Source organism: Streptomyces sp. NPDC049687 (assembly GCF_044465285.1).
GTDB lineage: Bacteria > Actinomycetota > Actinomycetes > Streptomycetales > Streptomycetaceae > Streptomyces.
This window is the reverse complement of sequence record NZ_JBITLN010000002.1, coordinates 245358-268711: the sequence shown is the minus strand read 5'-3', so window position 1 is coordinate 268711 and position 23354 is coordinate 245358. Positions and strand designations below refer to the sequence as shown.

Below are 23354 nucleotides of genomic sequence, written 5' to 3'. Positions count from 1 at the left end.
ACGTTCCCCGAGGAGTGCACCGTGACCTCGACCAGCCTGCCGGACAGTCTGATCGCCACCCTCCCCGGCTCCTCCTACACGGATCCGGACACCTTCGCCCAGGAGCAGGAGCGCATCTTCGAGACGATGTGGTTCTGCGTCGCGCGCGCCTCCGAACTGGCCAGGCCCGGCGCCTTCCGCACCGTCGACGTGGGCCGCGAGAGCATCCTCGTGACGAGGGCGAGGGACAACACGATCCGCGCCTACTTCAATGTGTGCCGGCACCGTGGCGCCAGGATCTGCACCGAGGAGACCGGCGAGGTCAAGCGCGCCTTCCAGTGCCCGTACCACGCCTGGACCTACGACCTGAACGGCAAGTTGGTCGCCGCGCCCAACCTCACCAAGATGCCCGACGTCGGCCGCACCGAGTACGGCCTGGTGAGCGTCGCCGTCCGCGAATGGCTCGGCTACGTCTGGGTCTGCCTCGCGGAGAACCCGCCCTCCTTCGAGGAGGACGTCATCGGCGCGATCGTGGAGCGCCTCGGAGACGTGGCGTCCATCGAGCACTACGGCATCGAGAACCTCTCCGTCGGCAAGCGGATCGTCTACGACGTCAAGGCGAACTGGAAGCTCATCATCGAGAACTTCATGGAGTGCTACCACTGCGCCACGATCCACCCCGAACTCACCGAGGTGCTCCCCGAGTTCGCCGACGGCTACGCCGCCCAGTACTACGTCGGCCACGGCGCGGAGTTCGGCGAGGAGATCGAGGGCTTCACCGTCGACGGCTCGGAGGGGCTCGACCGCATACCCGGCGTCTCGGAGGACCAGGACCGCCGCTACTACGCGATCACCGTCAAGCCGCAGGTCTTCATCAACCTCGTCCCCGACCATGTGATCTTCCACCGGATGTACCCGGTGGCCGCCGACCGCACGATCGTCGAGTGCGACTGGCTCTACCTCCCGCACGTCGTCGAGAGCGGCAAGGACGTCAGCCGTTCCGTGGAACTGTTCGACCGCGTCAACCGCCAGGACTTCGACGCCTGTGAGCGCACCCAGCCCGGCATGAGCTCCCGGATGTACGCCAAGGGCGGCGTGCTGGTGCCGAGCGAGCACCACATCGGCGCCTTCCACGACTGGGTGAACGAGCGCCTGGGCACCAGGACCCAGTGAGAAGCCCGGGCAGCCGCCCGTGGCACAAGGGGGCGGCTCAGCCCAGCCATCCCATGCGGTGGCTGATCTCCTCCGCTCCCTTGAGCAGGATCGGGGACAGCTCGTGCAGCCGCTCCTCGGTGAACCGGTACGAGGGCCCGGAGGCACTGAGCGCGGCGATGACCTCGCCGTCCCGGTTGCGGATCGGGGCGGCCATCGCGTGCAGCCCCACCTCCAACTCCTCCAGGGTCCAGGCGTAGCCCCGCTCCCGCGCCTCGGCGAGGTTCTTCTCGAGCTTCGCCTTCGCGGTGATCGTGTGCGGGGTGACCTTCTCCAGGCCGGCCTTGGCCAGCAGCGTGGTCCGGTCCTTGGTGGGCAGGTGCGCGAGCAGGATCTTGCCGCTCGACGTCGCGTGGAGCGGGGTCAGCTCCCCGACCCAGTTGTGCGCGGCGACGGCCGCCGGGCCGCGCACCTGGTACAGGTTGATCGCGTAGTGCTCCTGCATGACCGCGATGTTGACCGTCTCGCCGATCTCCTCCGCGAGGCGCTCACAGACCGGGCGGCCCTGCTGGGTGATGTCGAGTCGCGCCGTCACCGCCCCGGCGAGGCGTACGATGCCGAAGCCGAGCCGGTACTTGCCGCGCTCGCCCGCCTGCTCCACCAGACCGCGCGCCTCCAGGGCGCCGAGCAGCCGGAACGCGGTGGACTTGTGAACATCGATCTCGGCGGCCACTTCGCTGACCCCCGCCTCGCCGCGCTGGGCCAGAATCTCCAGCACGCTGATGGCGCGGTCGACCGACTGCACTCCGCCGGACGTCCCGTTGGTGGTTTCGGTGTCTGTGCTGTAGTTGCTCACAGCGAAACTATACGCGCAGTAAACAACGCTCTTGCAAGTAACCAGGTCGAAACGAAGAGCACGTAAGTTGCGTGGCTCGCAACCTAGTGCGTATAGCGCTACTCGACTAGCATGCCTCGCGTATCTATGGCGCGAGCGAGACGAGGCACCATGGCTCCCCTGCAATACGACTTCGTCATCGTCGGCGGCGGATCGGCCGGCAGCGCACTGGCGAACAGGCTCTCCGCGGACCCCGCGAACCGGGTCCTGGTGCTGGAGGCCGGCCGGTCCGACTATCCCTGGGACGTGTTCATCCACATGCCCGCCGCGCTGACGTATCCGATCGGCAGCCGGTTCTACGACTGGAAGTACGAGTCCGAGCCCGAGCCCCACATGGGCGGCCGGCGCATCTACCACGCGCGCGGCAAGGTCCTCGGCGGCTCCAGCAGCATCAACGGCATGATCTTCCAGCGCGGCAACCCCATGGACTACGAACGCTGGGCGGCCGACCCGGGCATGGAGAGCTGGGACTACGCGCACTGTCTGCCGTACTTCCGGCGGATGGAGAACTGTCTCGCGGCCGACCCGGACGACGAGTTCCGCGGCCACGACGGCCCCCTCGTCCTCGAACGCGGTCCGGCTTCCAACCCGCTCTTCGGCGCCTTCCTCAAGGCCACCCAGGAGGCGGGCTACGCGCCCACGGACGACGTCAACGGCTACCGGCAGGAAGGTTTCGCCAAGTTCGACCGGAACGTCCACCGCGGACGCCGGCTCTCGGCCTCGAAGGCGTACCTCAAGCCCGCCAGGAAACGCCCCAACCTCACGGTCAGGACCCGCGCCCTCGTCACCCGGGTCCTCTTCGAGGGCAAGCGGGCCGTCGGCGTCGAGTACCGGCGCGGCAAGGGCGCCCCGACCCAGGTCCGCGCCAAGGAGGTCATCCTCTGCGGCGGCGCGATCAACTCCCCGCAGCTGCTCCAGCTCTCCGGCGTCGGCAACGCCGAGGAACTGGGCGCCCTCGGCATCGACGTCGTCCACGACCTCCCGGGCGTCGGCGAGAACATGCAGGACCACCTCGAGGTCTACATCCAGTACGCCTGCAAGCAGCCCGTCTCCATGCAGCCGTACCTGGCGAAGTGGCGCGCCCCCTTCATCGGCCTGCAGTGGCTGTTCCGCAAGGGCCCGGCGGCCACCAACCACTTCGAGGCCGGCGGTTTCGCGCGCAGCAACGAGGAGGTGGACTACCCCAACCTGATGTTCCACTTCCTGCCCATCGCGGTCCGCTACGACGGCTCCGTGCCCGCGGGCGGACACGGCTACCAGGTCCACGTGGGCCCCATGTACTCCGACGCCATCGGCTCCGTGAAGATCAGGAGCAAGGACCCGCGCGAGCATCCGGCCCTGCGCTTCAACTACCTCTCCACCGAGCAGGACCGCCGTGAGTGGGTCGAGGCGATCCGCGTGGCCCGCAAGCTGCTCAACCAGCCGGCCCTCGCCCCCTACAACGACGGGGAGATCTCGCCCGGACCGTCCGTCGAGACCGACGAGGAGATCCTCGCCTGGGTCGCCAAGGACGGCGAGACCGCCCTGCACCCGTCCTGCACCTGCAAGATGGGCACCGACGAGATGTCCGTCGTCGACCCGGCCAGCATGAAGGTGCACGGCCTCGAGGGTGTCCGCGTGGTCGACGCCTCCGTCATGCCCTACGTCACCAACGGCAACATCTACGCCCCGGTGATGATGATCGCGGAGAAGGCCGCCGACCTGATCCTCGGCAAGGAGCCCCTGGCCCCCTCCAAGGCCGCGTACTACCGCCACCGCGACGCCCAGAAGCAGGCCGGGTAGACCTTGGCCGCCACCGGTCTGCGGACGCTGCTGGAGAGCGTCCGCTACGAGGTGCTGCCCGCGAAGGCCACCGAGGAGAAGGTTCTCGCCCATGTCCCGCGCGACGTCGTCGTCACCGTGACGGCGTCGCCCGTCAAGGGCCTGGAACCGACCCTCGACCTCACCACCCGGCTCTCGGCCCACGGTTATCGCGTCGTCCCGCACGTGCCCGCGCGGCTGCTGCGGGACGACGCCCATCTGAAGGAGGTCGTCGAGCGGCTCCGCGAGACCGGGGTGGACGACGTCTTCGTCCCCGCGGGCGACGCCGACCCGCCGGCCGGGCCCTACGCCGGAGCCCTGCCGGTCCTGCGCCGGCTGAGCGAGCTGGGCGGCCCCTTCGCCCGCGTGGGCATCACCGGATACCCCGAGAGCCATCCCCTCATCCACGACGACCTCACCGTCCAGGCGATGTGGGACAAGCGGGAGCACGCCACGTACATCGTGAGCAACCTCTGCTTCGACCCGCGCGTGCTGGGTGAGTGGATCGTCCGGATCCGGCGCCGGGACGTCGTCCTGCCCGTGCACGTGGGCGTCGCCGGGCCCGTGCAGCGGGCCAAGCTGCTGGCGATGGCGACGAAGATCGGCGTGGGGGAGTCGACGCGGTTCCTGACCAGGCACGCGTCGTGGTTCCTGCGGTTCGCCACTCCCGGGGGCTACTCACCCGAGAAGCTGCTCGCCCGCACCGAGGGGGCCCTCACGGCACCCTCGGCGCGCGTGGCGGGCCTGCACCTGTTCACGTTCAACCAGATCGCCGAGACGGAGAAGTGGCGCCGGGGACTGCTGGACCGGCTCGGAGGCTGAGGTCCGTCCGGCGGGCCTTGGCCGGATGTGCCGCCGGCGTCCGTATACGACCGCGGGGCGGGTCCGAATCCGGACCCGCCCCGCTCTCACGTCCCGCTCAGCGGAAGACCACCGTACGGTTGCCGTCCACCATCACCCGGCTCTCGCTGTGCCACTTCACCGCGTGTGCCAGCACCTGCGCCTCCACGTCCCGGCCGACCGTCACCAGCTCCCCCGGGTCGAGCGAGTGGTCCACCCGGACCACGTCCTGCTCGATGATCTGCCCCTCGTCCAGGTCCGGCGTCACGTAGTGGGCCGTCGCGCCGACCAGTTTCACCCCGCGGTCGTAGGCCTGGTCGTAGGGCTTCGCGCCCTTGAAACTGGGGAGGAAGGAGTGGTGGATGTTGATGGCGCGACCTTCGAGCTGTTTGCACAGGTCGTCGGAGAGGATCTGCATGTAGCGGGCCAGGACGACGAGGTCGACGTCCAGTTCCCGCACGAGCTCCAGGAGCCGCGCCTCGGCCTCGGCCTTGGTGTCCTTGGTGACGGGGACGTGGTGGAAGGGAATGCCGTACGTCTCCGCGAGGCCCTCGAAATCGCGGTGGTTGGAGACGATCGCGGGAATCTCGATGTTGAGGGCGCCGGTCCGCCGGCGGAACAGCAGATCGTTCAGGCAGTGCCCGAACTTGGACACCATGATGAGTGTCCGGGTCGGAGTCGAGGCGTCCCGCAGGGTCCAGGAGATGCGATAGGCCTCGGCTACCGGGCCGAATCGGTAACGCAGATTTTTCAGATCGGCGTTTGGATCGGACACATCGAAGTGGACCCTCATGAAGAAACGGCCCTGAAGGCGGTCGTCGAACTGCTGGCTCTGCAGGATGTTTCCGGAGTTCCGGACGAGAAAGCCGCTCACCGCGTGGACCAGCCCCGCGCTGTCGGGACACGAGAGGGTGAGGACGTACTCGCGGCCAGGTTGCGGACGAGGGGACATGACGACCTCCGTCGATGCGTATTGCACAACTCAGTGAGCGATACGCAACATACTTCGCCCGGATGGGGTCTTCGGTCAAGAGAGAAGGGTCGAGTGACCCCTTGCGAAATCGTCATCCGCCACCCCCTTGACGTATGTCCGCACATTGGCCAGGGTGTTCCACCACAAGCAATTTGATGCACGATGCGCAACGCATTTCAGCTGAGGGGCCTTGGCGCGTGGCAGACCTGTATGTGGATGGCGAATGGCGGGAGCCGGTGGCCGGAGGCCGCCGCGAGATCCGATGTCCCGCGGACGGCACGATCGGCGCGACCGTCTCGGAAGGGACACGTCCCGACACCGAGGCGGCGATCGCCGCGGCCCGCCGCGCCTTCGACGAGGGCCCCTGGCCGCACACCTCCGAACGCGAGCGCGGCGCCCTGCTGCTGCGCACTGCCGAACTCATCGAGCGAGACGCCAAGGTGTTCGCCCGCGCCGAGTCCCTCGACACCGGCAAGCGGCTGGTGGAGAGCGAGTACGACATCGCAGACGTCGTCTCCTGTTTCCGATACTACGGGGGCCTCGGAGGAACCGACGCCGGCCGTGTGATCGACACCGGCCGCGACGACGCCGTGAGCCGTGTCGTCCACGAGCCGGTCGGCGTGTGCGGGCTCATCACCCCCTGGAACTACCCCCTCCTCCAGGCCTCCTGGAAGGTCGCCCCCGCCCTCCTCGCGGGCAACACCTTCGTCCTCAAGCCCAGCGAGCTCACCCCCTCCACCTCGATCCTGCTGCTGAAGGCACTGGAGGAGGCCGGACTCCCGGCCGGCGCCGGCAATCTCGTCCTGGGCGCCGGTCCCGAGGTCGGCGCCCCGCTCTCCGAGGACCCGGCCGTCGACATGGTCTCCTTCACCGGCGGCCTGGAGACCGGCAAGCGGATCATGGCCACCGCCGCCGCGACCGTGAAGAAGGTGGCGCTGGAACTCGGCGGCAAGAACCCCAACGTGATCTTCGCCGACGCCGACTTCGAGACGGCCGTGGACTTCGCCCTCACGGCCGTCTTCCTGCACTCGGGGCAGGTCTGCTCGGCCGGCGCCCGCCTGATCGTCGAGGACTCCCTGCACGACCGCCTCGTGGACGAGGTCGTCCGCCGGGCCCGGCGGATCCGCCTCGGCGGCCCCTTCGACCCCGAGGCCGAGACCGGGGCGCTGATCTCCGCCCAGCACCTGGCCAAGGTCGAGGCGTACGTCGCCGCGGGAATCGCCGAAGGCGCCGTACTGCGCTGCGGCGGCGAGCGCCCCGCCGACCCCGCCCTCGCGACCGGCCACTACTACCCGCCGACCGTCCTCGACGAGTGCCGGCAGGACATGCGCGTGGTGCACGAGGAGTCGTTCGGACCCGTGCTGACCGTGGAGCGGTTCACCGACGAGGACGACGCCGTACGCATCGCCAACGACACCGAGTACGGACTCGCCGGGGCCGTCTGGACGCAGGACGCCGGCAAGGCCCAGCGGGTCGCCCGGCGGCTGCGCCACGGCACCGTGTGGATCAACGACTACCACCCCTATGTGCCGCAAGCGGAATGGGGTGGCTTCGGGCATTCGGGCGTGGGCCGGGAGCTGGGACCGACCGGCCTGAACGAGTACCGAGAGCCCAAGCACATCTGGCAGAACATCCAACCCCGGCCGCAGCACTGGTTCCGCGGCTGAACGCCGAAAAGAGGTCGATCGTGACCCCCACACAGACCGAGGTGCCGCAGCGGCGCGGCACGCCCCAGGACTCGGAGGGCACTCCGGTCATCTCCGTGCGCAATCTGTGGAAGGTGTTCGGGCCGAAGGCCGAGCGGGTACCGGGATCCGAGGAGCTGTGCGGCCTCACCCGCCGCGAGCTGATGGACCGCACCGGATGCACGGCCGCCGTACGCGACGTGAACTTCGACGTCCGCAAGGGCGAGGTGTTCGTCGTCATGGGACTGTCCGGCTCCGGCAAGTCCACGCTCGTGCGCTGTCTGACCCGGCTGATCGAACCCACCTCGGGCGAGGTCGTCTTCGAGGGCCAGGACATCCGCGAGGCGGACGGCAAGCACCTGCGCGAGCTGCGCCGCCGCAAGTTCTCCATGGTCTTCCAGCACTTCGGGCTGCTGCCCCACCGCCGGGTCGTGGACAACGTGTCCTTCGGGCTGGAGATCCGCGGCATGAGCAGGGCCGAGCGCACCAAGCGGGCCATGGAGGTCGTCGAACTGGTCGGCCTCGCCGGCTACGAGAACTCCTACCCCGACCAGCTCTCCGGCGGTATGCAGCAGCGCGTCGGCCTCGCCCGGGCCCTGGCCGGTGACCCGGACGTCCTCTTCTTCGACGAGCCGTTCTCCGCGCTCGACCCGCTGATCCGCCGCGACATGCAGAACGAGGTCATCCGCCTGCACCGCGAGGTCGGCAAGACCATGGTCTTCATCACCCACGACCTCTCCGAGGCCCTCAAGCTGGGCGACCGCATCCTGATCATGCGGGACGGCAAGATGGTCCAGTGCGGCACCGGCGACGAACTCGTCGGCGCCCCGGCCGACGACTACGTCCGCGAGTTCGTCAAGGACGTACCGCGAGGCGATGTCCTCACCCTGCGCTGGATCATGCGGGCGCCGGAGGACGGCGACGCCCTGGACGGCCCCGAACTCGGCCCGGACGTCGTCGTACGGGAGGCCACCCGGGCCGTCCTGGCCGCCGAGAAGCCGGTCAAGGTCGTCGAGGGCGGCAAGCTGCTCGGCATCGTCGGCGACGAGGAGATCCTCGCGGTGGTCGCCGGACAGGAAGGCGGCGTCTGATGACCGTCGCCATGGAGAAACCGCAGACCACGAAGAAGGTCGAACCGGCGGCACCCGTCAAGGCCGCCCGCAAGGTCAGCCGGTCCGTGGTCGTCGCCGCGATCCTCGTCGTCTGGCTGCTGCTCTTCGCCGTCCTGCGCGGAAAGCAGACGCTGTCCCTCGCCGCGGCGGACCTCACCGACCTGCACCGCTGGTTCAACGACGTCAACGACTCCATCGGCGCCAACCGCAACTCCAATCCGCTCTTCCTCTACTTCTTCAACGAGATCCGGCTGGTCATCGACAACCTGGTGACCTTCATCCAGGACCTGATCTCCCAGCCGTCCGGCACCCGGCCCGTCCCGCAGATCGGCTGGCTCGGCGTCGTCGGCATCGCCGGCTACGTCTCCTGGGCCGTGGGCAACTGGCGGGTGGCGCTGCTGGCCGTCGCCGGGTTCACCTTCTTCGGGCTGCAGGGGCTGTGGCAGGAGAGCATGGACACCCTGGCCCTCACCCTCTCCGCGGTCCTCGTCGCGCTGCTGTTCGCGATCCCGCTCGGTGTGTGGGCGGGCCTGTCCGACCGGTTCAACCGGATCGTCACGCCCTTCCTGGACTTCATGCAGACGATGCCGACCTTCGTCTACCTCGCCCCGCTGACCCTGTTCTTCCTCATCGGCGGCGCCTCCGCGGTCATCGCGACCGCGATCTACGCGGCCCCGCCGGCGATCCGCATCACCGCGCACGCCATCCGTGCCGTGCCGCAGACCACCGTCGAGGCGGGCGACTCGCTGGGCGCCACGCGCTGGCAGTCCCTGCTGAAGGTGCTGCTGCCGATGTCCAAGCGGACCGTGGTGATGGGCGTCAACCAGTCCATCATGGCCGCCCTCGCCATGGTCACCATCGCGGCCCTGATCGACGCGCCCGGCCTCGGCAAGACGGTCGTCCAGGCCCTGCAGTCGCTCGACGTCGGCACGGCCTTCAACGCGGGCCTCGCCATCGTCGTCATGGCGATCGTCCTCGACCGGGTCACGACCGCGGCCAGCACCCGAGAGGAGGCGGCCCGGCGTTCGAAGAACCGCTTCCTCAAGTGGCGCAAGCCGCTGCTCGGCGCGGGCGCGGCGGTCACGGCGGTCCTCGTCTACATGTCGCACACCTACCTGTGGGCGGCCGAGTTCCCCGGCGAGGGCAGCACCGGAAGCTCCATCGCGAGCGCGGCCGACTCGGCGACGACCTGGGCGCAGGACAACCTGTCGGGCCTGACCAACGCCTTCCGCGACGCCCTCACCAACGGCCTGCTCAACCCGTTCCAGTCGCTGCTGACCGACTCCCCGTGGTGGCTCGTGGCCGCTGTCCTCGTCGGGCTCGGCGTGGTGCTCGGCGGCTGGCGCGCCGGCGTCACCACGGTCGTCTGCGTGGGTCTGCTGGTCGGCACGGGCATGTGGTCGGACGCCATGACGACGCTGGCGTCGACCCTCGTCGCCACGGTCCTGGTGATGGTGCTCGGCATCGCGGTCGGGGTGTGGATGGGGCGCAGCATGATGGTGGACCGGTTCCTGCGGCCCACCCTCGACGCGGCGCAGGTCATGCCGCCGTTCGTCTACCTCGTGCCGTTCCTGGCGCTGTTCGGCGCGACCCGCTTCACCGCGATCGTCGCCGCCGTCGTCTACGCGGCACCGGTCGCCATCAAGATCATCTCCGACGGAGTGCGGGCCGTGCCCGAGACCACCGTCGAGGCGGCCACATCAGCCGGGTGCAACACCTGGCAGATCATCACCAAGGTTCAACTGCCGATGTCACGCAGTGCCCTGACGCTCGCGACCAACCAGGGCCTGATCTACGTGCTGTCGATGGTTGTAGTGGGCGGCCTGGTAGGGGCGGGCGCCCTCGGCTACGACGTCGTGGCCGGATTCTCGCAGGGCGAGCTGTACGGCAAGGGGCTGGCGGCGGGGCTCGCCATCGTACTGCTCGGAGTCATGTTCGACCGGATCACTCAGGCAGCGGCGCGACGCGCGAGCGCTTAAAGGAGCACGACACCATGGCAAGACACTGGAGAGCCGGCGCGGCCGGCCTGGCCGTCCTCGGTCTCACCCTCACCGCCTGCAGCGGGGCGAAGGTCGGTGACAGCTCCTCGGGCTCCGACAGCTCGGGCAGCTCCGGCAAGTGCGGCACCTTCAACCTCGCGGTCAACCCGTGGGTGGGCTACGAGGCGGACGCGGCGGTCGTCGCGTACGTCGCGCAGCACGACCTCGGTTGCACGGTCACCAAGAAGGACCTCAAGGAGGAGATCGCCTGGCAGGGCTTCGGGACCGGCGAGGTCGACGCCGTCCTGGAGAACTGGGGCCACGACGATCTGAAGAAGAAGTACATCACCCAGCAGAAGACCGCCGTGGCGGCCGGCTCGACCGGCAACAAAGGCATCATCGGCTGGTACGTGCCCCCGTGGCTGGCGAAGGCGCACCCGGACATCACAAACTGGGAGAACCTCAACAAGTACGCGTCCAAGTTCAAGACCTCCGAATCGGGCGGCAAGGGCCAGCTCCTCGACGGCGACCCGTCGTACGTCACCAACGACGAGGCGCTCGTCAAGAACCTGAAGCTGGACTTCAAGGTGGTGTACGCGGGCAGCGAGACGGCGCTCATCCAGGCCTATCGCAAGGCGGAGAAGAACAAGGAATGGGTGATCGGCTACTTCTACGAGCCGCAGTGGTTCCTGTCCGAGGTGCCGCTGGTCAAGATCGACCTGCCCAAGTACACGACGGGCTGTGACGCGGACGCGGCGAAGGTCGCCTGCGACTACCCCGTCTACGACCTGGACAAGATCGTCAGCGCGAAGTTCGCCAAGTCCGGCAGCCCCGCCTATGACCTGGTGAAGAACTTCTCCTGGACGAACGACGACCAGAACACCGTGGCCAAGTACATCGCGGTCGACAAGATGACGGCCGACGCGGCGGCGAAGAAGTGGGTCGAGGCCAACCCCGACAAGGTCAAGGCCTGGCTCAAGTAGCCCCTGCTCCGGGGCGGTCGAACATGCCCGGCGGGCGGTGCGCACCCACGCGCACCGCCCGCCGGGCATCGCCATGTCCCGGCCCCGCCGGAGCCGTGTTTCCGCCTGTTTTCCGACGTCACGGACCCCTTGACACCCCCTCCCCGGGGCAGGCACATTGAGTTGCGCAACCTGAACCATGTTGCGCAGACAGCAACTCAACCGGCTGGACCGGTTTGATTCGGAGGTGCGGCGATGGCGGGACCCCGAGTGGTGATCATCGGAGCGGGTGTCGTGGGAGCGGCCCTGGCCGACGAGATCTCCGCGCGAGGCTGGACCGAAGTGACCGTGGTCGACCAGGGCCCGCTCCCCGCCACCGGGGGATCCACTTCGCACGCCCCGGGCCTGGTCTTCCAGACGAACTCCTCCAAGACCATGACCGAGCTGGCCCGCTACACGGTCGAGAAGTTCTGTTCCCTCGACGTCGACGGCAAGCCCTGTTTCCTCCAGGTCGGCGGCCTCGAAGTGGCCACCACCCCCGAGCGCCTGACCGAGCTCCACCGCCGCCACGGCTGGATCACCGCCTGGGGCATCGAGTCCCGCCTTCTCACCCCCGACGAGTGCGTCGAACAGCACCCGCTCGTCAACCGCGACCGGGTCCTCGGCGGCCTCCTCGTCCCCACCGACGGCCTCGCCAAGGCCGTCCTCGCCGTCGAGGCCCAGATCCGCCGGGCCACCGAACGCGGTGTGACCTTCCTGGCCCGCCACGAGGTCCTCGACGTCCTCCAGTCCGACGGCGAGGTGAGCGGCGTCCTGACCGACCAGGGCGAGATCCCCGCCGACATCGTCGTGTGCTGCGCCGGCATCTGGGGGCCGAAGATCGCCCGCATGGTGGGCATGAACCTCCCGCTCACCCCGCTGGCCCACCAGCTCGCCTGGACCGGCCCGGTGCCGGCCCTCGCCGGCCAGACCGAGGAGGCGGTCCGCCCGATCCTGCGCCACCAGGACGCCGACCTCTACTACCGCGACCGCTTCGACGGCCTCGGCATCGGCTACTACGGCCACCGCCCGATGCCCATCTCCGCCGACGACATCCTCTCCGTGACCGAGGCCGAGGCCATGCCCTCCGTCCTGAAGTTCACCGAGGAGGACTTCGAGGACGCCTGGACCGAGACCCGGTCCCTCCTCCCCGCGACGATGGAGGCCAAGGTCGAGGAGGGCATCAACGGCCTGTTCTCCTTCACCACCGACAACTTCCCGCTGCTCGGCGAGTCCCCGGAGGTCAAGGGCTTCTGGGTCGCCGAGGCGGTGTGGGTCACGCACTCCGCGGGCGTCGGCCGGGCGATGGCCGAATGGCTGGTCGACGGCCACTGTTCGTCCTTCGACCTGCACGAGTGCGACGTCAACCGCTTCGAGCCGCACCAGCTCTCCCCGGAGTACGTCCTGGCCCGCGACTGCCAGAACTTCGTCGAGGTCTACGACATCCTCCACCCCCTCCAGCCCTCCGGGAAGCCGCGCCCGATCCGCACCACCCCCTTCCACGCCCGACAGCAGGAGCAGGGCGCCTTCTTCCTGGAGGCGAACGGCTGGGAGCGCCCGCAGTGGTACGAGGCCAACGCCTCGCTCGTCGAGGGCCGCACCATCCCCACCCCCAACGACTGGGCCGCGCAGTACTGGTCCCCGATCGTCGGCGCCGAGGCCCAGGCCACCCGCGAGACCGTCGCGATGTACGACATGACGGCCCTCAAGCGCCTGGAGGTGACCGGCCCCGGTGCGGCCGCCTTCCTGGAGCGGCTGACCACCAGCAAGGTCGCCAAGTCCGTCGGCTCGGTGACGTACACCCTGCTCCTCGACCACGACGGCGGCATCCGCAGCGACGTCACCGTCGCCCGCCTCGGCCGCGACCTCTTCCAGGTGGGCGCCAACGGCAATCTCGACCTCGACTGGTTCACCCGCCACCTTCCCGCCGACGGCACGGTCCAGGTCCGCGACATCACCCCCGGCACCTGCTGCGTCGGCCTGTGGGGCCCACTGGCCCGCAAGGTGCTCCAGCCCCTGACGGACGCCGACTTCTCGAACGACGGCCTGAAGTACTTCCGCGCCAAGCACGCCCACATCGGCAGCGTCCCGGTCACGGCGATGCGTCTGTCGTACGTCGGTGAACTCGGCTGGGAGCTGTACACCACGGCCGACCTGGGACAGAAGCTCTGGGACACCCTGTGGGCGGCGGCCGAGCCGCTCGGCGGCATCGTCGCCGGCCGGGGCGCCTTCAACAGCCTCCGCCTGGAGAAGGGCTACCGCTCCTTCGGCACCGACATGACCTACGAGCACGACCCCTACGAGGCCGGCGTCGGCTTCGCCGTCAAGCTCGACAAGGACGACTTCATCGGCAAGGAGGCGCTGGAGCGCCGCAAGGGCGACGTGCGGCGGAAGCTGACCTGCCTCACGATCGACGACCCCCGGTCGGTCGTCATGGGCAAGGAGCCGGTGTACGACGGTGACCGCGCCGTCGGGTACGTCACCAGCGCGGCCTACGGCTACACGATCGGCAAGGGCATCGCCTACGCGTGGCTGCCGGTGGACCTCGCCGTCCCCGGGACCACCGTGCGGATCGGCTACTTCGACCGGCGCGTCGAGGCGGTGGTGGCCGAGGAGCCGTTGTTCGACCCGACGATGTCCCGTCTTCGTGGCTGAGCGTTCGGGTTGTCGCAAGGCTCTTGGAAGGAGTGCCGTCGGTGACTGCACAGATACTTGACGGTAAGGCGACCGCCGGCGACATCCGTCGCGAACTCGCCGAGCGCGTCGCCAAGTTGACGGCCACCGGCGGCCACCCGCCCGGGCTCGGCACGGTCCTGGTCGGCGACGACCCCGGCAGCCGTGCCTACGTCGCCGGCAAGCACCGGGACTGCGCACAGGCCGGCATCGCCTCCCTCCGCCGCGAACTGCCCGCCGACGCCACCCAGCAACAGGTCGAGGACGTCATCGACGAGCTCAACGCCGACCCGGCCTGCACCGGGTACATCGTCCAGCTCCCGCTGCCGGCCCACCTGGACGCGAACGCCGTACTGGAACGTATGGACCCCGCCAAGGACGCCGACGGCCTGCACCCCGTCAACCTCGGCCGACTGGTGCTGGGCATCGACGCCCCGCTGCCGTGCACCCCGCACGGCATCGTCGAACTCCTCCGCCGCCACGACGTCCCGCTCGCCGGAGCGCGGGTGTGCGTGATCGGCCGGGGCATCACGGTCGGAAGGCCCATCGGGCTGCTGCTCACCCGCCGCTCCGAGAACGCCACCGTCACCCTCTGCCACACCGCAACCAAGGGCCTGGCCCGGCACGTCCGCGAGGCCGACATCGTCGTCGCGGCGGCCGGCTCGCCCGGACTGATCACCAAGGACATGCTGCGCTCCGGCGTCGCCGTCCTGGACGTCGGCATCACCCGCACCGAGCAGGGCCTGGTCGGCGACGTCCACCCGGAGGCCGCCACGGTCGCCGGATGGCTCGCGCCGATGCCCGGGGGCGTGGGCCCCATGACCCGAGCCATGCTGCTCGCCAACGTCGTCGAGGCCGCCGAGAGGAACGCGAACGCCGTATGAACGCGCTGAACACCCCCCTGGCGGAACTGGACCCCGAGGTCCACGCCGCCCTCGCCGCCGAGCTGCACCGCCAGCAGTCCACCCTCGAGATGATCGCCTCCGAGAACTTCGCGCCCACCGCCGTGATGGAGGCCCAGGGCTCGGTCGCGACCAACAAGTACGCCGAGGGCTACCCCGGCCGCCGCTACTACGGCGGCTGCGAACACGTCGACGTCACCGAGCGGTTGGCCATCGAGCGCGTCAAGTCCCTCTTCGGGGCCGGTTACGCCAACGTCCAGCCGCACTCGGGCGCCCAGGCCAACACGGCCGTCTTCTTCGCCCTGTTGCAGCCCGGCGACACCATCCTCGGTCTCGACCTCGCACACGGCGGGCACCTCACCCACGGCATGCGCATCAACTACAGCGGCAAGATGCTCAACGTCGTTCCCTACCACGTCGGCGAGGCGGACCACCTCGTGGACATGGACGAGGTCGAGCGGCTCGCCAAGGAACACCGCCCCAAGATGATCATCGCGGGCTGGTCGGCGTATTCGAGGCAGCTGGACTTCGCGGCCTTCCGCCGGATCGCCGACGAGGTGGGCGCCCTGCTGATGGTCGACATGGCGCACTTCGCGGGCCTGGTGGCCGCCGGACTGCACCCGAGCCCCGTCCCGCACGCCCACGTCACCACCACGACCACCCACAAGACCCTCGGCGGCCCGCGCGGCGGAGTCGTCCTCACCAACGAGCCCGACCTCGCCAAGAAGATCAACTCGGCGGTGTTCCCGGGCATGCAGGGCGGGCCGTTGGAGCATGTCATCGCGGCGAAGGCGGTCTCCTTCAAGGTCGCCGCGTCCCCGGAGTTCGCCGAGCGGCAGGCCCGCACGCTGGCCGGCGCCCGCCTCCTGGCCGAGCGCCTCACGCGGCCGGACGCGGCCGCCGCCGGGGTGAAGGTGCTGACCGGCGGCACGGACGTCCACCTCGTCCTGGTCGACCTGCGTGACTCGGAGCTGGACGGCAGGCAGGCGGAGGACCTGCTCCACACCATCGGCATCACCGTCAACCGCAACGCCGTCCCCTTCGACCCCCGCCCGCCCATGGTCACCTCGGGCCTGCGCATCGGCACCCCGGCCCTGGCCACCCGCGGCTTCGCGGAAGAGGACTTCACCGAGGTGGCCGACGTGATCGCGCTGGCCCTCCAGCCCGAGCCGGACATCGCCGCGCTGCGCGCCCGCACGGAGGCGCTGGCGGCCAAGCACCCGCTGTACCCGCACTTGTCCGAATCCTCTGATCAGGGAGACGCCCGATGAGCCCCCGCACCCCCGGCGCCGAGCTCCCCGAACACCCCGACTGGCTGTGGCGCACCCCCGAGCCGAAGCGCTCGTACGACGTGATCGTGGTGGGCGGCGGCGGCCACGGCCTGGCCACCGCCCACTACCTGGCGAAGAACCACGGCATCACCGACGTCGCCGTGCTGGAGAAGGGCTGGCTGGCGGGCGGCAACATGGCCCGCAACACCACGATCATCCGCTCCAACTACCTGTGGGACGAGAGCGCCGGCATCTACGAGCACGCGCTCAAGCTCTGGGAGGGCCTGGCGGAGGAACTCGACTACCCGATCCTCTTCTCCCAGCGCGGCGTCCTGAACCTGGCCCACAGCCTCCAGGACGTCCGCGACAGCGTCCGCCGGGTCGAGGCGAACCGCCTGAACGGCGTGGACGCGGAGTGGCTCGACGCGGAGGGTGTGCGGGAGGTCTGCCCGATCGTCAACATCTCCCCGGACGTGCGCTATCCGGTCCTGGGCGGCACCTACCAGCCCCGTGCCGGCATAGCCAAGCACGATCACGTGGCCTGGGGCCTGGCCCGCTCGGCGGACGCGGCAGGCATCGACATCATCCAGAACTGCGAGGTCACGGGCCTGGACGTGGTGGGCGGCCGGGTCGTGGGGGTCCAGACCACGCTCGGCCCCATCGCGGCGGGCAAGGTGGCGCTGTGCTCGGCCGGCCACACCTCGGTCCTCGCCGCCATGGCGGGCATCGAACTCCCGCTCCAGAGCCACCCGTTGCAGGCCCTGGTCTCGGAGCTCCTGGAGCCGGTCCATCCCACGGTCGTCATGTCCAACGCGGTCCATGTGTACGTCAGCCAGGCACACAAGGGCGAGCTGGTGATGGGCGCGGGCATCGACGCGTACAACTCGTACACCCAGCGCGGCGCCTTCCACATCATCGAGGAACAGATGTCGGCGGCCCTGGAGCTCTTCCCGGTCTTCGCGCGGGCGCATGTCCTGCGCACCTGGGGCGGCATCGTCGACGTCAGCCCCGACGCCTCGCCGATCATCGGCCTCACCCCGGTGGACAACCTCTACCTCAACTGCGGCTGGGGAACGGGCGGTTTCAAGGCCACCCCGGGCGTCGGCTGGGTCTACGCCCACACCATCGCCCACGACACCCCCCACCCCCTCAACGCCCCCTTCTCGCTCGACCGTTTCACCACCGGCGCGCTCGTCGACGAGCACGGCGCGGCCGCGGTGGCCCACTAGGGAGCCGAACCATGCTGCTCATCCCCTGCCCGTGGTGCGGGCCCCGCGACGAGGCCGAGTTCCACTACGGCGGCCAGGCCCACGTCCCGTATCCGGAGAACCCGGCCTCCCTCACCGACGAGGAGTGGGCCCGCTACCTCTTCTTCCGCGACAACACCAAGGGCCCCTTCGCCGAACGCTGGAGCCACGCGGCGGGCTGCCGCCGCTGGTTCAACGCGGTTCGGGACACGGCGACCAACGAGATTCTGACGGTGTACCGGGCGGGCGAGCCTCGTCCGGCCACCATCGAGCCGAGGCCGGTCCCAGCAGCCCGTCCGGCATTCGGGGACGAGGCCCTTTCGGGGCCGACGGGGGGCCAAGGGGCGGAGCCCCCGGGGAGCGGGGGCGAAGGGGCGGCGCCCCTGGAGGACGGGACGGGCAGGGGCGGCGGGGGCGCCGCAGCCGTCAGCGGCTCCGCCGCGGGCAGTCCGCTCCGGCACCCCACCCGCGGCCGAATCCACCGCGACACCCCCCTCACCTTCACCTTCGACGGCACCGCATACCAGGGCTACCGAGGTGACACCCTCGCCTCCGCCCTCCTGGCCAACGGCGTCATCCAGGCCGGCACCAGCATCAAGCTGGGCCGCCCCCGCGGCATCTTCTCCGCCGGCGTCGAAGAACCCAACGCGGTCATCCAGATCGAGGAACCCTTCCCCGAGCCGATGCTGCCCGCGACAACCGTCGAGCTGTACGACGGCCTGGTCGCCACCAGCCTCCCCGGCCAGGGCCGCCTCGCCACCGAACCGGACCCCGCCCGCTACGACGCCGTACACGCCCACTGCGACCTGCTGATCGTCGGCGCGGGCCCGGCCGGCCTCGCGGCAGCGGCGGCGGCCGCCCGCACCGGCGCCCGTGTCGTCCTCGCCGACGACCAGCCGGAACCCGGCGGCAGCCTGCTCGGCACGGGTGAGCACCTCGACTGGGTGGAGGAGGTCACCCGGCAGCTCGAGAACGCCCCCGAGGTCCGCGTGCTGCGCCGCACCACCGTCTTCGGCCACTACGACGACAACCACCTCCTCGCCGTCGAACGCCGCACCAACCACCTCGGCGCCGAGGCCCCCGAGAACGTCTCCCGCGAGCGCGTCTGGCGCATCCGCGCCCGCCGCGTCGTCCTCGCCACCGGCGCCCACGAGCGCTCGCTCGCCTTCGCCGACAACGACCGGCCCGGCATCATGCTGGCCACCTCCGCCCGCGCCTACGTCAACCGCCACGGCGTCCTGCCCGGCCGTCGGGCGGTCGTGTTCACCACCAACGACAGCGCCTACGCGGCAGCGCTGGACCTGCACACGGCCGGTGCGCAGGTGACGGCGATCGTCGACACCCGCGCCGACGCGGGGGAGTGGGCGCAGCGGGCCCGCGACGCCGGTGTCGAGGTGCTGACCGGCCACGCCGTCACCGGCACGGAAGGCGACCCGCGTCTCACCACCGTGACCGTGGCGCCGTACGGAGAGAGCACCGGACAACGGGAGTTCGCCGCCGACCTCCTGCTGGTCTCCGGCGGCTGGAACCCGGTGGCGCACCTCTTCAGCCAGGCGGGCGGCAAGCTCCGCTACGACGACACGCTCGGCAGCTTCGTCCCCGACACCTGCCGCCAGGCCGTCGAGGTCGCGGGCGCCGCGAACGGCGTGTTCGACCTGTCCACCGCCCTCGCCCAGGGCGCGGCGGCGGCCGCCCGCGCGCTCACAGCCGAGGGCTACACCGTCGAGACACCCCGCCTCCCGGACCCGGCCCCACTCCCGCAGACCCCGCCCATGCAGGTGTTCACGGTCCCCGGCCGGGAGGGCGCCCCCCGCTTCGTCGACCTCCAGCGCGACGTCACCGTCGACGACCTGGCCCGCGCGACCGGCGCCGGTATGCGCTCGGTGGAACACACCAAGCGCTACACCACGGCCGGCACCGCCAACGACCAGGGCAAGACCTCCGGAGTACTGGCCGGCGGCGTGGTCGCCGAGCTCCTCGGCGTGGACATCTCCGCCCTCGGTACGACCACCTTCCGGCCGCCCTACACCCCCGTCTCCTTCGCCACCCTCGCGGGCCGCGACCGGGGCGCCCTGCACGACCCGATTCGCACGACCGCCCTGCACGAGTGGCACGTCGCGCACGGCGCCCTCTTCGAGAACGTCGGCCAGTGGAAGCGCCCCTGGTACTACCCGCAGGACGGCGAGGACATGGAGGCGGCCGTGCTGCGCGAGTGCACCGCCGCCCGCGAGAGCGTCGCCTTCATGGACGCCTCCACCCTCGGCAAGATCGACGTCCAGGGCCCGGACGCCGCCGCCTTCCTCGACCTGCTCTACACCAACATGATGAGCACCCTGAAGGTCGGCATGATCCGCTACGGCGTCATGTGCCGGCCGGACGGCATGATCTTCGACGACGGCACCGTCATCCGCCTCGCCCAGGACCGCTTCCTGGTCACCACGACCACCGGCAACGCGGCCGCCGTACTGGACTGGATGGAGGAGTGGCTCCAGACGGAATGGCCCGACCTGCGCGTGCACTGCACCTCCGTCACCGAGCAGTGGGCCACGGTCGCCCTGGTGGGCCCGCGCTCCCGCGAGGTCCTGGGCGCGCTCGCCCCGCACCTGGCCGTCGCCAACGAGGACTTCCCGTTCATGGCCTGGCGCGAGACGACCGTCGCGGGCATCGAGGCCCGGGTCTGCCGGATCAGCTTCTCCGGTGAACTGGCCTACGAGATCAACGTGTCGCCGTGGGAGGCCCTCGCCCTCTGGGAGGCCCTCCACGAAGCCGGCGCCGCCTACGGCATCACCCCCTACGGCACCGAGACGATGCACGTCCTGCGCGCCGAGAAGGGCTACCCGATCATCGGGCAGGACACCGACGGCACGGTCACCCCCCAGGACCTCGGTATGGGCTGGGCGGTGTCGAAGAAGAAGCCCGACTTCATCGGCAAGCGCTCCTTCGCCCGCGCCGACACGGTCCGCCCCGACCGCAAGCACCTGGTCGGCCTGCTGCCCGAGGACCCCGGCACCTTCCTCCCCGAGGGGACCCACCTGGTGGCCGACGGCGTGCTGCCCGCCCCGCCCGTTCCGATGCTCGGCCACGTCACCTCCAGCTACCGCAGCGCCGCCCTCGGCCGGACCTTCGCCCTCGCCCTGATCAAGGGCGGCCGGGACCGCATCGGCGAACGGCTGTACGCCCCGGTCGGCGACCGGCTGGTCCCGGTGACCGTCGCCGGCCCCGTCCTCTTCGACCCCGAGGGAGCCCGCCGCGATGGCTGACACCGCCCTGCTTCGTAGCCCCTTGTCACAGAGCGCCGCCCGTCTGGCCGCCGCCACCCGTGCCTCCGGTGGCGCGGTGCGGCTGGCGGAACTGCCCTTCCTCACCCAGATCGACGTCCGCCTCGACGCCAAGGGAGCGGCAGCGGACGCCGTGGGGGTCGCGCTGGGCCTCCAACTGCCCCTCGAACCGGACACCGTCGTACGCGGCGCCGGGCTGACCGCGCTGTGGCTCGGCCCGGACGAATGGCTGCTGGTGGGGCCGCCCGGCAGTCAGCGGGACCTGGAGGGACGCATCCGGGAGGCCGCCGGAGACGAGCACCTGTCCGTCACCGACGTCTCGGCCCAGCGCACCACCCTCCTCGTCGCGGGCCCGCGCGCCCGCGACCTCCTGGCCCACGGCTGCCCCCTGGACCTGCACCCGCGTGCCTTCGGCCCCGGACGCTGCGCCCAGACCACCCTCGGCCGCACCCAGATCGTCCTGATCGCCCGCGACGCACCGGACACCGGGTTCTGGGTCCTGGTCCGCTCCTCCTTCGCCGGCTATCTGACGGACTGGCTGCTGGACGCGGCGACCGAGTACCTCTGACACAGGTGACGGCGGAGGGCGGGCCGAGCGGCGAACTCGGCCCGCCCTCCGCACCGAAGCAGGCGGGAGTCAGCCCCTGTACGCCTGTGCCTCGTCGGCCGGATGCAGCCGGTACACGCTGAACGCCCGCCGGATCACCGGCTGCGCCACGTTCCGCACCCGTACGCCACCGGCCGTCATCCCGTGCTCCGTCCCCATGTGGGCGTGACCGTGCACGGACAGGTCGGCGCCGGCGGTGTCGATCGCCTCGGCCAGCAGATAGCTCCCGAGGAACGGATGGATCTCCGGGGGCTCACCGGCGAGGGTGTCGGCGACGGGGGAGAAGTGGGTGAGGGCGATCCGCAGGTCGCAGCCCTCTCCCCCCAGCGCCTCCAGCGCGGCGCGCAGCCCGTCCGCGCAGCGCCGCGTGTAACGGACGAACTCCTTCATCAGCGGCTCGCCGAACTCCCCGGCGCTGCGGCCGACGAACCCGCCGCCGAAGCCTTTGGTGCCGGCGACGCCGACGCGCGTCCCGCCGCACTCCACGACGGTCCCCTCGCCCTCCAGGACGGTGACGTCCGCCTCCCGGAGGATGGCCGTGACCTTCTCCGGCTGCTCGTCGTGGTGGTCGTGGTTGCCCAGCACCGCCACGACCGGCACCGGCAGCCCCCGCACCTCGTCGGCGACCACTCGGGCCTCCTCCGGTGTGCCGTGCCGGGTGAGATCGCCCGCCAGGAGCAGGAGGTCGGCGCATTCGGGCAGGGTCTCGAAGGCGGGCCGCAGCAGACCCCGGCTGTCGGGCCCCATGTGGATGTCCCCCACTGCGGCGACACGGATCACGGCAGGTCCTCCGCATGATCGGGCGAGGCGGTCTCCGCCACCACCACATCGGTGTGCACGGCCAGCCCGGCCAGCTCCTCGCGGACGGTCCGCAGCACGACCTCCCGGCAGCCGGTCGAGGGCACCGTGCCGGTCACCACGACCGACCCGGCCCGCACCTCGGCCCGTACACCCAGCTCGCCGAGTTCCCCCGCGGCCAGCCGGTCGCGCAGCCGGGCGACCCGGTATTCGGCGTTCTCGGCGTTCTCCGCGCCGACGCCCTCGCTCATCACGGCGCCTCCTCCGGCTTGTGCGACGGCCCGGGGGGAATCACGTCCAGCCTCTCCAGGAAGTAGAAGAACGCATCGGGCATCGGATCGCTCCCGCAGGCCCTGCGCAGGGCATCCCAGTCGACCTTCTCCCGCAGCGTGCGGGCGATGGGCAGGACCGCCCCGAAGTCGCAGTGGTGCTCCGAGAACGCGGCCACCAGGCTGTGCACGAGATCGGTCGGCGACAGGACGGGCATGAAGACCGAGTCGACCGGCAGCGGCCGGGCCCGCTCCAGCAGTTCCGTCGTGACGGGCTGATGCGCCAGCTGGAAGATCAGGTCGACCTGCTGGCCGAAGCAGTCGGTCTTCAGCAGCCAGTCCTCCGGCGGCGTGTACACCGACAGCCCGGCCGCGCGCAGGCTGTCGGCGACGGCCTGGGCGTCCTCGGGCCGGAAGCAGAAGTCCACGTCGTGCTGGAGGTTCTCGCTCCCGCCGTGGGCGTACACGGCGACACTGCCCGCGAGGGCGAAGGCATGCCCCTCCCGCTTCAGAATCGAGCCGACCTGTTTGGCAGCCTCCAGGATCGCCTGGTTGCGGTCGACGGGCAGCCCCTCCGCGACCCCCTCGTGCGGCGGCCCGGACCCACGATCGCCCGTCGCCAGGCGCAGCTCGGCGACGCCCGCCTGCTGATCGAGAGCCTGGTCGTCGGCGTGCTGCGGCATGACGGCCTCTCCTCCCACCCGTGGAGCCCGGTCCCGGATCCATGACGACAGAGCGCACCCCGAGTACCCGGCCGCCTCCTCCCCACACGACCCGGGCCGGGGCCCCTCGCGCCGCCGTAATGATCACCATGCGAGCATGGACCTGTCACCCACAGGGCCGACAAGGGCGTCAAGGTCCGGGAGAAGCCGATCGCGGACGACAGCGTCAGC

18 protein-coding genes are annotated in these 23354 nt (G+C 70.4%); 13 read left to right on the top strand and 5 right to left on the bottom strand.

Features of this window, described 5'->3' with window-relative positions; all coding sequences use genetic code 11:
• The first annotated feature begins 21 nt into the window (after positions 1-21).
• Positions 22-1152: an aromatic ring-hydroxylating dioxygenase subunit alpha gene (locus ACIBVL_RS06325; protein ID WP_399092699.1), complete on the top strand. Its 1131-nt coding sequence runs from the start codon at positions 22-24 to the stop codon at positions 1150-1152.
• 37 nt (positions 1153-1189) lie between these two features.
• Here ACIBVL_RS06325 and ACIBVL_RS06320 read toward each other — a convergent pair whose 3' ends face one another.
• Entirely contained in the window at positions 1190-1936 is a 747-nt protein-coding gene (locus ACIBVL_RS06320) for an IclR family transcriptional regulator (protein ID WP_399094776.1), read from the bottom strand.
• 201 nt (positions 1937-2137) lie between these two features.
• Here ACIBVL_RS06320 and betA point away from each other — a divergent pair, with 201 nt between their 5' ends.
• Both betA and ACIBVL_RS06310 read left to right on the top strand, forming a co-directional pair.
• The gene (gene betA / locus ACIBVL_RS06315) at positions 2138-3808 is read left to right on the top strand and encodes a choline dehydrogenase (protein WP_399092696.1); all 1671 of its coding nucleotides are present in this window, start codon (positions 2138-2140) and stop codon (positions 3806-3808) included.
• Positions 3809-3811: 3 nt separating this feature from the next.
• Positions 3812-4648, top strand: a complete 837-nt coding sequence (locus ACIBVL_RS06310) for a 5,10-methylenetetrahydrofolate reductase (protein WP_399092693.1) — start codon at positions 3812-3814, stop codon at positions 4646-4648.
• 97 nt (positions 4649-4745) lie between these two features.
• On the opposite strand, the gene purU is transcribed toward ACIBVL_RS06310, so the two are convergent.
• Positions 4746-5618, bottom strand: coding sequence for a formyltetrahydrofolate deformylase (purU, locus tag ACIBVL_RS06305; RefSeq protein ID WP_399092690.1), 873 nt, complete (start codon positions 5616-5618; stop codon positions 4746-4748).
• Positions 5619-5836: 218 nt separating this feature from the next.
• On the opposite strand from purU, the gene ACIBVL_RS06300 reads away from it, so the two are divergent.
• From ACIBVL_RS06300 to ACIBVL_RS06255, 10 genes are all read left to right on the top strand, one after another.
• Positions 5837-7306, top strand: a complete 1470-nt coding sequence (locus ACIBVL_RS06300; RefSeq protein ID WP_399092687.1) for an aldehyde dehydrogenase family protein — start codon at positions 5837-5839, stop codon at positions 7304-7306.
• Between the two features lie 20 nt (positions 7307-7326).
• On the top strand, positions 7327-8415 hold the full coding sequence (locus tag ACIBVL_RS06295; protein ID WP_399092684.1) for a glycine betaine/L-proline ABC transporter ATP-binding protein: 1089 nt from the start codon (positions 7327-7329) through the stop codon (positions 8413-8415).
• Positions 8415-10415, top strand: coding sequence for an ABC transporter permease (locus ACIBVL_RS06290; RefSeq protein ID WP_399092681.1), 2001 nt, complete (start codon positions 8415-8417; stop codon positions 10413-10415). Before ACIBVL_RS06295 ends, ACIBVL_RS06290 begins: the two co-directional genes overlap by 1 nt.
• Positions 10416-10429: 14 nt before the next feature.
• Entirely contained in the window at positions 10430-11398 is a 969-nt protein-coding gene (locus tag ACIBVL_RS06285) for an ABC transporter substrate-binding protein (RefSeq protein ID WP_399092678.1), read from the top strand.
• A 234-nt stretch (positions 11399-11632) separates the two neighbouring features.
• A complete protein-coding gene (locus ACIBVL_RS06280) occupies positions 11633-14071 on the top strand; it encodes an FAD-dependent oxidoreductase (RefSeq protein ID WP_399092675.1) in 2439 nt (812 codons plus the stop codon).
• Between the two features lie 41 nt (positions 14072-14112).
• Positions 14113-14973: a bifunctional methylenetetrahydrofolate dehydrogenase/methenyltetrahydrofolate cyclohydrolase gene (locus ACIBVL_RS06275; RefSeq protein WP_399092672.1), complete on the top strand. Its 861-nt coding sequence runs from the start codon at positions 14113-14115 to the stop codon at positions 14971-14973.
• A complete protein-coding gene (gene glyA / locus ACIBVL_RS06270) occupies positions 14970-16262 on the top strand; it encodes a serine hydroxymethyltransferase (RefSeq protein WP_399092669.1) in 1293 nt (430 codons plus the stop codon). The genes ACIBVL_RS06275 and glyA overlap by 4 nt, the downstream gene beginning before the upstream one ends.
• The gene (locus ACIBVL_RS06265) at positions 16259-17491 is read left to right on the top strand and encodes a sarcosine oxidase subunit beta family protein (RefSeq protein WP_399092666.1); all 1233 of its coding nucleotides are present in this window, start codon (positions 16259-16261) and stop codon (positions 17489-17491) included. Before glyA ends, ACIBVL_RS06265 begins: the two co-directional genes overlap by 4 nt.
• An 11-nt stretch (positions 17492-17502) precedes the next feature.
• Positions 17503-20769 carry a sarcosine oxidase subunit alpha family protein gene (locus tag ACIBVL_RS06260; RefSeq protein WP_399092663.1) on the top strand — a complete coding sequence of 1089 codons (3267 nt, stop codon included), beginning with the start codon at positions 17503-17505 and terminating at the stop codon, positions 20767-20769.
• Positions 20762-21355 carry a sarcosine oxidase subunit gamma gene (locus ACIBVL_RS06255; RefSeq protein WP_399092660.1) on the top strand — a complete coding sequence of 198 codons (594 nt, stop codon included), beginning with the start codon at positions 20762-20764 and terminating at the stop codon, positions 21353-21355. Before ACIBVL_RS06260 ends, ACIBVL_RS06255 begins: the two co-directional genes overlap by 8 nt.
• Before the next feature lie 69 nt (positions 21356-21424).
• Here ACIBVL_RS06255 and ACIBVL_RS06250 read toward each other — a convergent pair whose 3' ends face one another.
• The 3 genes from ACIBVL_RS06250 to ACIBVL_RS06240 are packed head-to-tail and all read right to left on the bottom strand — an operon-like array spanning position 21425 to position 23144.
• On the bottom strand, positions 21425-22174 hold the full coding sequence (locus ACIBVL_RS06250; protein ID WP_399092658.1) for a metallophosphoesterase: 750 nt from the start codon (positions 22172-22174) through the stop codon (positions 21425-21427).
• Positions 22171-22443 carry a hypothetical protein gene (locus tag ACIBVL_RS06245; protein WP_399092655.1) on the bottom strand — a complete coding sequence of 91 codons (273 nt, stop codon included), beginning with the start codon at positions 22441-22443 and terminating at the stop codon, positions 22171-22173. Before ACIBVL_RS06245 ends, ACIBVL_RS06250 begins: the two co-directional genes overlap by 4 nt.
• Positions 22443-23144 carry a nucleotidyltransferase family protein gene (locus ACIBVL_RS06240; protein WP_399092652.1) on the bottom strand — a complete coding sequence of 234 codons (702 nt, stop codon included), beginning with the start codon at positions 23142-23144 and terminating at the stop codon, positions 22443-22445. Before ACIBVL_RS06240 ends, ACIBVL_RS06245 begins: the two co-directional genes overlap by 1 nt.
• Positions 23145-23354: the final 210 nt, after the last annotated feature.

What these genes read in the sequence shown, in the direction of transcription:
- ACIBVL_RS06265 (WP_399092666.1), top strand. Translation starts at nt 16,259, where the DNA reads ATGAGCCCCCGCACCCCCGGCGCCGAGCTCCCCGAACACCCCGACTGG.
- betA (WP_399092696.1), top strand. Translation starts at nt 2,138, where the DNA reads ATGGCTCCCCTGCAATACGACTTCGTCATCGTCGGCGGCGGATCGGCC.
- ACIBVL_RS06245 (WP_399092655.1), bottom strand. Translation starts at nt 22,443, where the DNA reads ATGAGCGAGGGCGTCGGCGCGGAGAACGCCGAGAACGCCGAATACCGG.
- ACIBVL_RS06260 (WP_399092663.1), top strand. Translation starts at nt 17,503, where the DNA reads ATGCTGCTCATCCCCTGCCCGTGGTGCGGGCCCCGCGACGAGGCCGAG.
- ACIBVL_RS06240 (WP_399092652.1), bottom strand. Translation starts at nt 23,144, where the DNA reads ATGCCGCAGCACGCCGACGACCAGGCTCTCGATCAGCAGGCGGGCGTC.
- glyA (WP_399092669.1), top strand. Translation starts at nt 14,970, where the DNA reads ATGAACGCGCTGAACACCCCCCTGGCGGAACTGGACCCCGAGGTCCAC.
- ACIBVL_RS06280 (WP_399092675.1), top strand. Translation starts at nt 11,633, where the DNA reads ATGGCGGGACCCCGAGTGGTGATCATCGGAGCGGGTGTCGTGGGAGCG.
- purU (WP_399092690.1), bottom strand. Translation starts at nt 5,618, where the DNA reads ATGTCCCCTCGTCCGCAACCTGGCCGCGAGTACGTCCTCACCCTCTCG.
- ACIBVL_RS06290 (WP_399092681.1), top strand. Translation starts at nt 8,415, where the DNA reads ATGACCGTCGCCATGGAGAAACCGCAGACCACGAAGAAGGTCGAACCG.
- ACIBVL_RS06285 (WP_399092678.1), top strand. Translation starts at nt 10,430, where the DNA reads ATGGCAAGACACTGGAGAGCCGGCGCGGCCGGCCTGGCCGTCCTCGGT.
- ACIBVL_RS06255 (WP_399092660.1), top strand. Translation starts at nt 20,762, where the DNA reads ATGGCTGACACCGCCCTGCTTCGTAGCCCCTTGTCACAGAGCGCCGCC.